Origin of the sequence: Virgibacillus xinjiangensis (genome assembly GCF_042643145.1) — a bacterium.
Lineage (GTDB): Bacteria > Bacillota > Bacilli > Bacillales > Amphibacillaceae > Virgibacillus_O > Virgibacillus_O xinjiangensis.
In genome coordinates, this window is the sequence record NZ_JBHRSA010000055.1 from 1 (window position 1) to 12,032 (window position 12,032).

Sequence of the window (12,032 nt, forward strand, 5' to 3'; positions counted from 1 at the left end):
GTGAAGAAAATGAATTTCAGAAAAATGAACAAAAAAATAAGGCTGTCGAGAACTTTCTCGACAGCCTGAGACTGCATGTAAACATGCAGTCTTTTTGGCGTTATTTTACAGCATTCTGCGGGCGGATGGAGTTTTCTTCCCCCGGATTGCTCAATTCCCTGATCAACGTTTGAACCAGTTCTTGGGATGATTTGATTTTTGAGTTTTCTGTTTCATCAATGACTTTTTTCAGTAGATGTTTATATCTTTCCTGTTCTCCCATTTCACTTTCCCACCTTTGCATCAAGTAACGTTCACGTCGGTGATATTCAGATAAATAGAATCATATCATATTCTTCGGAAAAATAGGGCGGTATTTGTCTTTTTCTACACTTTTTACATGTATTTAATGAAAATCACACATTATCTCTTCAAAGTATTGGAGTTTTTGTCAGCTATTTATCTCTTCCACCTCGTAAATACAAGTAAACAGACAGCAGCCAAAAGTGCGCCGAAGCTGTCCAGAACCACATCACCGAAATAAGGGGTACGGTTAGGTGTAAAGCCTTGATGAACCTCATCTGCTACAGCATATGCAACAGTCAGGAAAAAGGATAGGGCAAGGTTTGTCCGCGATTTTAATCCAGGTGCTTTCCTCAGTGCTGCATAAAAAGCGCACATCAACAGAAAGAACACGCCGACATGGGCACCTTTGCGAATAAAAAACTCAATGAAGCCCTCTATCCCCAAGGTCTCAACACTGACAACCGACTGATGATAACGGAAAGAAATCCAGTCAACCAAAGGTTCCAGGAAAGATAGATCAACAGGAAAACTGCCAAGCAATGGTTTGATATCTTGGTTCTGATATGGAGTTGCGGATGAACGGAAAATGACTGCCATCCAGCCGATAGGCAGCAGCCAATAGAGATAATTTTTCATCATTCTCACCAAACTTTCAGGATAAGACTATTATAAAGTAAAAATGGTGGTAGTATATATGGCAATACCAACAAAAAAACCGCATGCCGATCGCATGACGGTTATTGCTTGTTTCTCCACTTATTGAATTCAAGATACTCCTTGAACTGTTCCTTCGTGACCCCGGAATCCATGGCTTCTCTCACAATGGAAATCCATTCATCATCCAGATTTGCTTCCTCGTATGTATGATCTTTTTTATCATTTTGTATGAGTTCATTTACCGGAACATCAAGAACGTTACTGATTTTTTCAATAAACTGGATCGATGGATTGGTTTGAATATTCCTTTCGATCGAGCTGAGATAGGACTTTGCGACATTGGCCCTTTCTGCCAATTCGGAAAGTGACAGCTTTTTTTCCTGTCGTAATGCTTTAATTTTGTCACCGATCACGTTCTCTCACCCGCTTTCACCCGGATTATACCACAACTAAGTGAGAGATTCTATATAAAGCACATGGTAATACTAATTCTCTCTCTCAGCCTGCTGCAGGAACGCCCGGAATTGGTCTGTACTCAATCCCTGCAGTTTTGCTTCCTTGATCAATTCCAGCCATTCTTGATCGATTGCAGTGTCCTCCATTACCTTTTCCATTATCCGTCCCCCATTTTCATGTCCAGGAAATCCGGCCGTCATGGCATCATGCTTTAGACCCGTGACTTTGCGCCCCCATCTTTCAATAGGTTTGCCACTTTTCTGGTTACTCGGCTTATTTATATGACTATTATACTATATGAATACCGGGTTCTGGGTGTCTTGTTTTGTCGGACTCGAACTAGTTTTGTAAAGATGAAGAAAGCATTTAATATACATATATACGGAAATACTTCCTAGATTAGCCCTGACAGATATATCATCACAGCTCTGCCCATCAATGAAAATCAATGATAAAGCATAGACGGATGACAGTCAGTTGGGCTATAATTTAAATAAGAACAATTAATTTTCAGCAAATTAGTCTGATGTCGTTACTGGTTTGCACAGGAGAGAATGTTTGTGAATACAAGAAAAGAAAAAAAGCAGCATAAAAAACGGCGGAAATGGCCGTTCTGGCTGGGTGGTATCCTGCTTGCATTGATTCTGCTCGCCGGGGGCTACGCCTTTTATCTCTATAATCAGCTAGGAAATACTGTAGCTACCATGCATAACCCGCTGGAAAGGGACAGCGATCCGGAACGGCAAGAAGAATTGAAGCGCCTCTTTGCTGACAAAGACGCAGTGAATGCCCTCCTGCTCGGTGTCGATGAACGAGACGGGGACAGTGGCCGATCGGATACAATGATCCTCCTTTCTGCCAATCCCAATACCGACTCCATGAAAATGCTGAGCATCCCAAGAGACACTTACGTCAATATTCCAGGACGCGGCATGGATAAGATCAATCATGCCTATGCCTTTGGTGGGGTGGCATTATCGGTGCAAACCGTCGAGGAGGCCTTCGATATTCCCGTCCATTACTATGCAAGAGTCAATATGGAAGGTTTCCAACAAGGGATTGATGCCATCGGCGGGGTAACCGTACGGAATGACATGGCTTTCTCCCAAGGGGGAACCAACTTCCCTGAAGGTGAAATACAGTTGAACGGACAGGAAGCACTGGAATACATCCGCATGCGCAAAAACGATCCGCGCGGCGACCTTGGAAGAAATGAAAGGCAGCGCCAGGTAATCACTGCGGCCATGCAACAGGCTGCCAGCTTCTCCAGTATCGGCAAAGTTGATGACATCCTCAGCATCCTTGGCTCCAATGTCCAGACTGATATGGATATGGACACGATGCAAAGATTATTCACCGACTATCGTGGAGCCCTGACCAACCAGGAAACCTTGGAAATCAGCGGCAACGGCCAAACCATTAACGGTGTTTGGTATCTAGTGGTGCCTAATTCTGAATTTGACCGGATATCAACAGAAATACAAGGTCATATGGAAGCACGATAGCAGTTATAGAGAAGTCACCTGATTCGCCTCAGTGTGACTTTTTCTCTATGGCCCTTTTATGTAAATGAGCAAAATATATTACAATAGATTTATAAAATAGATAGTGGGGGTCTAAGATGAAAAAGTTTGCAATACTAGCAACCATGATGTTAATTGTATTTCTTACTGCCTGTTCGGAAGACCAAGTCTCCCCGAATGAACGTTTCGATGAATATGTACAACAGTGGAATAGCCTGGAGTTCAACGGGATGTATGCCATGCACACCACCGAAACACGGGAGAGCTATGGTGAAGAAGAATCCACATCACGTATGGAAAAAATTTATCAAGATCTGAATGTCAATGAACTCTCTGTGAATTATGAGGCATTATCGGATGAGGAAGTGGATGCGGCATTCTCTGAAGGTATGGCCACGATCCCATACCAAGTAGAGATGGAAACCATAGCCGGCCCGGTTGTCTTCGAAAATGAAGCAACACTGGTACAGGAGGGGGAGGAAAGCGAAGAGGAAGCCAACTGGTATGTCGAATGGCACCCAGGGTTCATTTTCCCTGAACTGGAAAGCGGAGGTGAAATCAGCATACAAACAGTAGACCCGGAGCGCGGCGAAATCCTCGACCGCAATGATATGCCGCTGGCCTTGAATGATGTCGTATATAACATAGGAATCGTACCGGAACGTCTGGGAGAGAATGCCGAACAGGCAAAAGAAGAAGCAGCTGACCTGCTTCAAATGTCGGTGGAAGAAATAAACCAGGCGCTTGATGCTTCCTGGGTCCAGCCAACAACGTTCGTTCCGTTGAAAGAAATTCCCCGGGAAGATGAGCAGCTGCTTCAAGAAGTGGTCGAAATGGATGGGTTCACGTATCAAGAGTCGACCGGAAGAGTATATCCTGCAGGCGAAGCCGCCGCCCATTTGACGGGATATCTGCGGCAAGTGAACGCAGAAGACCTGGAAGAAGATGAAGAAGGAGAGTACAGTGCCAGTGATATGATCGGAAGTCGTGGTCTGGAAAGCCTGTATGAAGATAAACTCAGGGGCGAAAGAGGAGTAAAGATCCTCGCATTGAATGGTGAAGAAGAAACCGTGATCGCTGAACAGGAAGTACAGCACGGAGAAGACGTCAAACTTACTATTGATATCAATATGCAGGAAAAAGTATTCAACTCTTATGATGGAGACGCAGGAACCTCGGCCTTGTTAGACCCTAAAACAGGCGAGACCCTTGCGCTCGTCAGCAGCCCTTCCTTCGACCCGAACGAATTGATGTATCATTCGACAAACTCTCTTTGGGAGGAACTCCAGGAAGATGAACGTCAGCCATTGCTCAATCGTTTTTCTGCTACTTATGCACCAGGCTCGGTCATCAAACCGGTAACAGCAGCAATTGGTATGCAGCATGGTACCCTAGATCCTCAGGAAGGGATTGAAATAGATGGACTTACATGGAGCAATGGCGAAGGATGGGGTGAATATGAGGTCACCCGTGTATCTGAATCGGATGGACCAGTAGATTTGAAAGATGCTCTCGTCCGCTCCGACAATATCTATTTTGCCATGGAAGCTCTTGAAATGGGTGCTGATGCGCTTGTTGCAGGGTTGGAAAATTTCGGTTTCTCTGAAGACATTCCCTATGAGTATCCGATAGAAGCATCCAGTATTTCGAATGATGGAACGATTGAAGATGATGTCCTGCTCGCAAATACCAGCTATGGACAAGGCGAGATGGAAATGAGCGCCTTGCATTTGGCAGCCACATATACTCCTCTTATGAATGAAGGGAACATGATGAAGCCGGTATTGCTTGCAGACGAAGATACAGGTCAAGTCTGGGAAGAATCATTAATGACAGCCGAGCAGACAGATATCATCAATGACGCGTTAAGGGCTGTGGTTACAGAGGGGACGGCCGCTCCTGCTCAGGAATCTGACTTTCCATTATCCGGCAAGACCGGGACAGCTGAGTTGAAGCTCACAGAAGATGACCAGGATAGCGGTGTCAACAGCTGGTTTGTTGCCTATCCAAGCGATGATCAAGACTTAGTGCTTGCCATGATGGTGGAACAGACACAGGATAAAGAAAGTGGCTATGCCGTCAAAAAAGCGACAGAGCTCCTCAATGAAATAAAGTAGATCACCAAACCTAAAGAACCTGCCAGCCTGGCTACCAGGCTGGCAGGTTCTTTCATTACCGTCCTTCATCCGAGGATATCGCTATAATTTTCTTTCAGCAAGTTGCTCAGTTCCATAAAAGACCGTTCATCATGATTATCAAGTGACAAGTCAATCAAACGTAAAATATTATCCTTTTCCAGCAAACGGATAAGCTTTTCATTCTCCTGTTTCCGTGCTTGCTCCACTAATCCTGGTTTCTCGTAATAGTCTTTCACCAGGCTGTTCAACTGGGGCAGGAATTCCGGGATGGAGATCAATTCTGTCATGGTGAGGCTCAGGACATCTTCCCCTCTCTGAAAGGCATAAATATCCTTTGTATTCTCTATCCGTTTAGTCTGGCGGTTTATACGTATTTCGTTGGCATGTATAGGTATGAAGATGTATTCCATCCCGTCTATGGTCACCGTTATATCTGCTGCAGCAAGCATTACATGTATATGACGGGGAAAGGATTTAATAAAACGAGCTTTTGGAAAATCTACCATGACATTCATCTACCCACCTCACTTGTTTAATAGTAGGTCGTTCTTTTTGAAGAACTCCTATAACCCTAGTATAACCGCTTTTATTGTATATTAAAAGATTGTGACATAATTTTCAAAATAAATTGTAATAAAAAAGCATTTCCCGGTTGTATAAGGAAATGCTCCATTCATCTATAGTTGTTTGACCAGCTCATTGAATGCTTCTTCATCATGTTCATCAAGTGCCTTGTCAATCATCCGCATGATATTTTGCCTTTCGAGCTCCTGAATGATCAGGGACGTATCATCTTTCTTCTCTTTCTTGCTGGCAGTCCGTTCTTTACGATAATATGGTTCGACGATGGTATTCAACTGCATCTGAAAATCAGGAAGGGAAATCAACTCTGCCAGCGTCATATAAACGACATCTTTACCATGCTGAAAAGCGAACCTGTCATCTGTATTCACGACTTTCCGCGTTTTCCGACTCAGCCGGATTTCCTTAGCTTCTACCGGAATAAATTGATATACCTGTTTTTTAATCAGCACCGAGAAATATTGATAGGCAAGGATCACGCGGACAACATCTTTCTCAGCCTTAATATAATAAGGCTTGAGCATTTTAACAGTTACCATCCATTCCACCCCCTAATTTTATATCTAAATTTTCAGTTAATTAATTTTACATTATATTCAAATAAATGGCAAGAAAAAATTATAGGTTTTTTAAAAAATAAACGGATATCTTCTCCTTCAGCCTACGTAATTACTTTTTCCGTAAGAAATGAGGCAATATGCCTGCACTCCGTTTCCGTGAATCGGAAGGATCTCTCTACTTCTTCCAGATGAGCACCAGCCTGTTTCAAATCTTTGATTCCTTCTTTCATAAACGATTTATACCGCTGATTCACCTCTTGTATAGCATCTGCATATTTCTCATCCGTCCCAGGAGCCACTGCTTCCTTATACAGATCAATAATCAGCTCCCCTTCTCGTTCAGGAAAAAATTCATGCGGATCTGTGCTGTCAAACAGGCAAAATTCCAGTTCCCTCACCATCACCATATCGATGCTCCCGGGGTCGAAGCTGCAATGGTAGAATTCCACGTCATATCCTTTGGAACTGCATGCTTCTCCGATTTTTTTCATGAAAGTCGACTTCCCTGTTCCCGCACGGCCTTTTACATGATACACAGTGCTGATGTTTTCAATCAAATGCGGTATTTCGTTGACCACTCCTTCCGGCGTATTGGTTCCAAACAGACGATGTGGCGGATCTGTACGTTTTGGTTTATCAGGAATGCCATCCAGAAGTTTGGAAATGTAGGAAACTGCCAGCTGGTCCGCTTTTTCGAAATCCATCTCACCGATATAGATTTCCTCCAGCTCGTCATGTATTTCAAGTCCCTTTTTGAACTTTTGGTAAGCCAACTGTACAGCTTCCTCATACTTACTCTTATTTTCCATATAATCGTCCGTCAAATAGAGTTTGTCTTTCTGGAACAGACTCAAATCGATCTCTATAGCACCTGGGAGTTCCGGAGTGGACAGCACATCGTTAACGACAGCGAGTGATTTCCCCCTCATAATGATACCATCAAGATACTTGCTTCCCTTGGCACTCAGGAGCACTTCCGCCCCCTCATCATAATGGGAAATCAATTGTTTCAACACAGCAGTCTTCAGTGTTTCCGAAGGATGTTTCAGAATGATGACTTGCTTCAGTCCTTCTGTGTTGAAAGGCATGTAGTTCACAAAACCTTCCGCAGTGTTTCCGCTTACATAATATCTCAGCTTTGACAAGGTGACACATCCTTTTTCTTATGGATATGTTTATTTTATGTGTAGTTCAATATATGGGTGAATAGTAGTAGTCATGCCTGTTTTCTTCAGATGTATCGATTATTTAGCGGAAAGCTCTTTCTTTTCTTCTTCCGTAAATACTCTTGACCTTGTCAAAAAACGCTTGCCTTCCGGTCCCTCTAGGGAAAACATGCCTCCCCTGCCATCTATGGCATCGATGATCAACTGGGTATGCTTCCAGTATTCATACTGATCCTTCGAAATATAGAAGGGGGTGCCACCGATCTCTCCTAGCAAAAAATCGGAATCGCCTGTCCTGAACTCACCCCTTGGATAACACATGGGCGAACTGCCGTCACAGCAGCCGCCCGATTGATGGAACATCAATGGACCATGTATCTCCTTCAGCGAGCGGATCAATTCCAATGCTTCATCAGTCGCAGTGACACGCTGTACCATCTACATCGTCCTTTCTCTATTCTATGATTCTTCCTCAGCCTTTAGAATAGACCTGCTGCTCCTTCACTATAGCTGATCAACAGGTTTTTGGTCTGCTGGTAGTGGCTGAGCATCATCTGATGGTTCTCACGGCCGATTCCTGATTTCTTATACCCTCCGAAAGCAGCATGGGCAGGATATTGATGGTAACAGTTGGTCCATACTCTGCCGGCTTCGATTCCGCGGCCGAAACGGTAGGCAGTGTTGATATTACGTGTCCAAATGCCTGCTCCAAGCCCATACAAGGTATCGTTTGCGACTTCCATTGCCTCTTCTTTATCCTTGAAAGTCGTCACCGACAACACCGGACCGAAAATCTCCTCTTGGAAGATCCGCATTTTGTTATGGCCTTTAAAGATGGTCGGTTCGACATAGTAACCGTTCTCCAGTTCTCCTTCAAGTTTGTTTACATTCCCGCCGACAAGCACTTCCGCTCCCTCCTGCTTGCCGATATCCAGATAAGAGGATATTTTTTCCAGCTGTTCCTGGGATGCTTGAGCCCCCATCATTGTCTCCGTATCCAACGGGTGGCCAATTTTTATTTGTTTCACCCGGTCGATGACACGGTCGATGAACTTGTCGTAGATGGACTCATGGACAAGAGCGCGAGAAGGACAGGTGCATACTTCCCCTTGGTTGAGGGCAAACATGACAAAGCCTTCGATGGCCTTATCCAGGAAACCATCATCTTCATCCATGACATCCTCAAAGAAGATATTCGGTGATTTTCCACCAAGTTCCAAAGTAACTGGAATAATATTCTCAGAAGCATACTGCATGATCAGCCGTCCAGTTGTCGTCTCCCCGGTGAAGGCGACTTTGGAAATCCCAGGATTTGTTGCTAAAGGCTTCCCTGCTTCCACACCAAAGCCATTGACGATATTAAGCACACCAGGCGGCAGCAAGTCTTTGATCAGTTCGAGAAGTACGTGGATGGATGCTGGTGTCTGTTCGGCCGGCTTCAATACGACACAGTTCCCTGTCGCAAGCGCGGGAGCAAGCTTCCATGTCGCCATCAGTAACGGGAAGTTCCATGGAATAATCTGACCGACCACTCCAAGCGGTTCATGGAAATGGTATGCTACTGTATCATCATCTATTTGGCTGATTCCGCCTTCCTGCGATCGGATGGCACCGGCAAAATAACGATAATGGTCCACCGCGAGCGGCAAATCGGCTGCCAAAGTCTCCCTTACCGCCTTTCCATTATCCCAGGTTTCTGCAACCGCCAGGGTCTCGAGATTTTCCTCGATTCTATCAGCGATTTTATTCAGGATATTGGCCCGCTCGGCAACCGATGTTTTTCCCCATGATTCCTTTGCCGCATTGGCAGCATCGACTGCAGCCTGTACATCTTCTTTATTTGAGCGGGCGATCTGGCAGAACACCTCGCCATTGACTGGGCTCACATTATCAAAATACTTTCCACTTGCCGGCGGCCGGTATTCTCCACCGATGAAGTTATCATACTTTTCTTTGAAACTTACAACAGATCCTTCTGCGTTAGGGTTAGCATACCTCATTAATTTCTCCTCCTCGTTTAATGCAATCGCTTACATTATGATGATGAAGAACAGGTTGTATATCTATTATAAGTATATAAACCATTTTCGGATAATTGCAAGAATTATGCTTTCCACTAAGCAATGGAATTCAAAATAAATGGCGCTGGTTTATTCCCAGCGCCTCTTGTAAAAAATATAGTCAATCACTTTTCATGTTTCTTCCATTGTGGTGACCGGACATCTATTTTACTTCTGGAAGCACGCGTACTTCCTGTTCCATCGTTGACTTGCAAAGTGGGCATGCCGGTTTTTCTGCAAAACTGTACGACTCACGCATCCATCCTTGACAGTCATCACTGGTACATGACCAGACATTTGTTTCCACTTCTGCAACTGGCTCCTTAGGTCCTCGAGAAAATGACAATATCGCATCTCCTTTCCTGGTACTCTTTCAATTATACTCCTTTCTCATCCATAAAGAAAGGTGCTCCGGCAAAACAGACTATTCACCCAGCATTCTTACCTCATCTTCAAACACCTGCAATGCCTTCGGGTGAAATTCCTGCTCATTTTTAATGAGACTGAACTGACGCCTAAATGGTAATCCCTCCATATCCAATCTATGCAGCCGCTGTTGCTGTAATTCCTTTTTAATGGCTAGTTCGGATAGGAAGGTGATACCCATCCCTTCTTCAACGGCTTCTTTGATCGATTGGGTACTGCCAAAAGTGAGAGCCCGTTCAGGAGAAATCTGCAGGAAGGAGAATAGTTCCTCCGCCATTCTCCTAGTTCCTGACCCCTCTTCCCTGATCAGCCATGTTTCTTTTTCCAACTCTACCGGGGAATACTGCTTCCTTATCAGTTCTGGCCTATTGCCGACGACAATAAACATCCGGTCCTGAGCGAACGGCTCTACTTCTATCTTGGGCCGGTCTATTTCTCCTTCCACCAGAGCAATATCAATCTCACGCTTTTCAAGCGTGCGTGTTACTGTGTCCGTATTTCCTATCATAACGTCCGGGAGAATATCCGGATATTTATCCTGCAGCCTCTTTAATATGAGTGGCACCAGATATTCACCGATGGTATAACTTGCCCCTATCTTCAATTCTCCACCTGGTTGATTCTTCAAATCAGAAACCAGGATTTCCATTTGTTCATATTTCCTCAGAATATCCACCGCATACTGATAGATGATTTCCCCCGCCTTATTCAATTGGACAAATTTGTTGCTCCGTTCCAGGAGACGTACACCATATTCCTTCTCTAAAGCGGATATATATTGGCTTACGGCTGGCTGGGACATGTGCAGCACTTCGGCAGCCCGGGAAAAACTCTTGCGGTCAGCAACTTCCTTAAACACAACCAGCGACTGATCCATCTGGCTTCGCCTCCATTCTCTTTCAACCACATCAATCATAAGCAATACTTATTATCACTATCATTATAATTTATTTTTCTTATACTCCATACCGTTTTATACTTAGGACTATTGGAGAAGTTGATAAGGGAGATAGAGAGGAATGTTGGAATGTTACAGCAAGAGAAAACTTATGAACAAAGAATGGTTACAGGAATAGGTTTCACCTTCATTATAGCCCTTTTCGGCTATCTGTTGGCAATGCTGCCAGGATTCAGCCGTGTGGGACCACTGGCCTGTGCAATTCTCCTAGCTATCATCTACCGGCAGTTATTCGGTTATCCCGAGAAGTTTCGTTCCGGTATCCATTTTTCGACCAAATATCTACTCAGGACTGCGATCATTCTATATGGATTGAAATTGAACATCGATGTGATTTTTGAAGACGGACTAGGTCTCCTCTTGAAGGGGGCAGCAGGCATTGTGTTCTCTATCCTCTTGACGGTTTACCTGGCGAAGAAATTCAAGGCCAACACGGAGCTTGCCTTGTTGCTTGGTGCGGGCACGGGAATATGCGGGGCAGCTGCTATTGCCGCAGTATCGCCGATTGTCAAGGCAAAGGATGAAGATACGGCGATTGGAATTGGAATCATTGCACTGGTCGGTACGGTGTTTTCAGTCATTTATGCCGTAATCATGCCATTTCTGCCACTTACAGAGGTGGAATTCGGAGTGTGGGCAGGCCTCAGCCTGCATGAGCTGGCACATGTAGCCTTAGCTGCGGAACCGGCAGGAGAAGAAGCCCTTGCCATGGCCCTCCTTGCTAAACTCGGCAGGGTATTGCTCCTTGTTCCACTATGTTTCATTCTCATGTATTGGATGCGTCATAGAAAGGATAGAACGGAGGATGGCACCGCTAAGGTCAGCTTTCCTTGGTTCCTGCTCGGCTTCATTGCCATGAGTTTTTTTGGGAGCTTCGTACTGGGAAGTCATATACCAGTTACAGAAAGTATCATGAACCTGGTGGATATCCTGACCACTTTCATTCTTACCGCTGCCATGGTTGGGCTTGGATTGAATGTCAGCTTGAAGGATGTCAGGGACAAAGCTCTCAGGCCATTGCTCGCCATGCTGATCACTTCGGTAGTGTTGTCGGTTCTAATGTACAGTCTGGTGCAGCTATAAGTATCGTTTCCTAGGTTGAAAAATACCGTCGCGTGCTCCTGGCACCGCTCTGGAAATTCCACTACGCTTTCTATTTCCTGCCCCACAGGAAGCGACCTTTGCTTCCGAGGAGACTGGGCCCATGGAAAGCGAAGTGTT

The 12,032-nt window shown here is 44.8% G+C and carries 14 protein-coding genes and 1 riboswitch; of the genes, 3 read left to right on the forward strand and 11 right to left on the reverse strand.

The features are described from left to right. Positions 1-100: 100 nt before the first annotated feature. The 4 genes from ACFOGI_RS14795 to ACFOGI_RS14810 form a co-directional block, all read right to left on the reverse strand. On the reverse strand, positions 101-262 hold the full coding sequence (locus ACFOGI_RS14795; RefSeq protein WP_390274193.1) for a hypothetical protein: 162 nt from the start codon (positions 260-262) through the stop codon (positions 101-103). Between the two features lie 176 nt (positions 263-438). Next, entirely contained in the window at positions 439-921 is a 483-nt protein-coding gene (locus ACFOGI_RS14800) for a VanZ family protein (RefSeq protein ID WP_390274194.1), read from the reverse strand. Positions 922-1,022: 101 nt separating this feature from the next. Beyond that, positions 1,023-1,355 carry a helix-turn-helix domain-containing protein gene (locus tag ACFOGI_RS14805; protein ID WP_390274196.1) on the reverse strand — a complete coding sequence of 111 codons (333 nt, stop codon included), beginning with the start codon at positions 1,353-1,355 and terminating at the stop codon, positions 1,023-1,025. Positions 1,356-1,427: 72 nt separating this feature from the next. Next, the gene (locus ACFOGI_RS14810) at positions 1,428-1,556 is read right to left on the reverse strand and encodes an anti-repressor SinI family protein (RefSeq protein ID WP_390274198.1); all 129 of its coding nucleotides are present in this window, start codon (positions 1,554-1,556) and stop codon (positions 1,428-1,430) included. Positions 1,557-1,578: 22 nt separating this feature from the next. Further along, positions 1,579-1,662: riboswitch (cyclic di-GMP riboswitch) on the reverse strand. A 290-nt stretch (positions 1,663-1,952) separates the two neighbouring features. On the opposite strand from ACFOGI_RS14810, the gene ACFOGI_RS14815 reads away from it, so the two are divergent. Together ACFOGI_RS14815 and ACFOGI_RS14820 are read left to right on the forward strand one after the other, a co-directional pair. Next, the gene (locus ACFOGI_RS14815) at positions 1,953-2,903 is read left to right on the forward strand and encodes an LCP family glycopolymer transferase (RefSeq protein ID WP_390274201.1); all 951 of its coding nucleotides are present in this window, start codon (positions 1,953-1,955) and stop codon (positions 2,901-2,903) included. A 116-nt stretch (positions 2,904-3,019) separates the two neighbouring features. Beyond that, a complete protein-coding gene (locus tag ACFOGI_RS14820) occupies positions 3,020-5,038 on the forward strand; it encodes a penicillin-binding transpeptidase domain-containing protein (protein ID WP_390274203.1) in 2,019 nt (672 codons plus the stop codon). 65 nt (positions 5,039-5,103) lie between these two features. On the opposite strand, the gene ACFOGI_RS14825 is transcribed toward ACFOGI_RS14820, so the two are convergent. The 7 genes from ACFOGI_RS14825 to ACFOGI_RS14855 all read right to left on the reverse strand — a co-directional run bounded on the left by ACFOGI_RS14825 (position 5,104) and on the right by ACFOGI_RS14855 (position 10,730). Then, complete coding sequence (locus ACFOGI_RS14825; RefSeq protein WP_390274205.1) at positions 5,104-5,574, reverse strand: IDEAL domain-containing protein; 471 nt, start codon at positions 5,572-5,574, stop codon at positions 5,104-5,106. A gap of 162 nt (positions 5,575-5,736) precedes the next feature. Further along, complete coding sequence (locus ACFOGI_RS14830; protein ID WP_390274207.1) at positions 5,737-6,180, reverse strand: IDEAL domain-containing protein; 444 nt, start codon at positions 6,178-6,180, stop codon at positions 5,737-5,739. Positions 6,181-6,302: 122 nt separating this feature from the next. Continuing rightward, positions 6,303-7,346, reverse strand: coding sequence for a hypothetical protein (locus ACFOGI_RS14835; protein ID WP_390274209.1), 1,044 nt, complete (start codon positions 7,344-7,346; stop codon positions 6,303-6,305). 99 nt (positions 7,347-7,445) lie between these two features. Continuing rightward, the gene (locus ACFOGI_RS14840; RefSeq protein ID WP_390274212.1) at positions 7,446-7,805 is read right to left on the reverse strand and encodes a DUF779 domain-containing protein; all 360 of its coding nucleotides are present in this window, start codon (positions 7,803-7,805) and stop codon (positions 7,446-7,448) included. 41 nt (positions 7,806-7,846) lie between these two features. Further along, the gene (gene exaC / locus ACFOGI_RS14845) at positions 7,847-9,367 is read right to left on the reverse strand and encodes an acetaldehyde dehydrogenase ExaC (protein WP_390274214.1); all 1,521 of its coding nucleotides are present in this window, start codon (positions 9,365-9,367) and stop codon (positions 7,847-7,849) included. 223 nt (positions 9,368-9,590) lie between these two features. Continuing rightward, on the reverse strand, positions 9,591-9,773 hold the full coding sequence (locus tag ACFOGI_RS14850) for a cold-shock protein (protein WP_390274217.1): 183 nt from the start codon (positions 9,771-9,773) through the stop codon (positions 9,591-9,593). Positions 9,774-9,851: 78 nt separating this feature from the next. Beyond that, entirely contained in the window at positions 9,852-10,730 is an 879-nt protein-coding gene (locus tag ACFOGI_RS14855) for a LysR substrate-binding domain-containing protein (protein ID WP_390274220.1), read from the reverse strand. Between the two features lie 150 nt (positions 10,731-10,880). Between ACFOGI_RS14855 and ACFOGI_RS14860 the strand changes: the two genes are divergently transcribed. After that, on the forward strand, positions 10,881-11,894 hold the full coding sequence (locus ACFOGI_RS14860) for a YeiH family protein (RefSeq protein ID WP_390274222.1): 1,014 nt from the start codon (positions 10,881-10,883) through the stop codon (positions 11,892-11,894). The last annotated feature ends 138 nt before the right edge of the window (positions 11,895-12,032 follow it).

What these genes read in the sequence shown, in the direction of transcription:
- ACFOGI_RS14795 (WP_390274193.1), bottom strand. Translation starts at nt 262, where the DNA reads ATGGGAGAACAGGAAAGATATAAACATCTACTGAAAAAAGTCATTGAT.
- ACFOGI_RS14800 (WP_390274194.1), bottom strand. Translation starts at nt 921, where the DNA reads ATGAAAAATTATCTCTATTGGCTGCTGCCTATCGGCTGGATGGCAGTC.
- ACFOGI_RS14810 (WP_390274198.1), bottom strand. Translation starts at nt 1,556, where the DNA reads ATGGAAAAGGTAATGGAGGACACTGCAATCGATCAAGAATGGCTGGAA.
- ACFOGI_RS14815 (WP_390274201.1), top strand. Translation starts at nt 1,953, where the DNA reads ATGTTTGTGAATACAAGAAAAGAAAAAAAGCAGCATAAAAAACGGCGG.
- ACFOGI_RS14820 (WP_390274203.1), top strand. Translation starts at nt 3,020, where the DNA reads ATGAAAAAGTTTGCAATACTAGCAACCATGATGTTAATTGTATTTCTT.
- ACFOGI_RS14825 (WP_390274205.1), bottom strand. Translation starts at nt 5,574, where the DNA reads ATGAATGTCATGGTAGATTTTCCAAAAGCTCGTTTTATTAAATCCTTT.
- ACFOGI_RS14830 (WP_390274207.1), bottom strand. Translation starts at nt 6,180, where the DNA reads ATGGTAACTGTTAAAATGCTCAAGCCTTATTATATTAAGGCTGAGAAA.
- ACFOGI_RS14840 (WP_390274212.1), bottom strand. Translation starts at nt 7,805, where the DNA reads ATGGTACAGCGTGTCACTGCGACTGATGAAGCATTGGAATTGATCCGC.
- exaC (WP_390274214.1), bottom strand. Translation starts at nt 9,367, where the DNA reads ATGAGGTATGCTAACCCTAACGCAGAAGGATCTGTTGTAAGTTTCAAA.
- ACFOGI_RS14855 (WP_390274220.1), bottom strand. Translation starts at nt 10,730, where the DNA reads ATGGATCAGTCGCTGGTTGTGTTTAAGGAAGTTGCTGACCGCAAGAGT.
- ACFOGI_RS14860 (WP_390274222.1), top strand. Translation starts at nt 10,881, where the DNA reads ATGTTACAGCAAGAGAAAACTTATGAACAAAGAATGGTTACAGGAATA.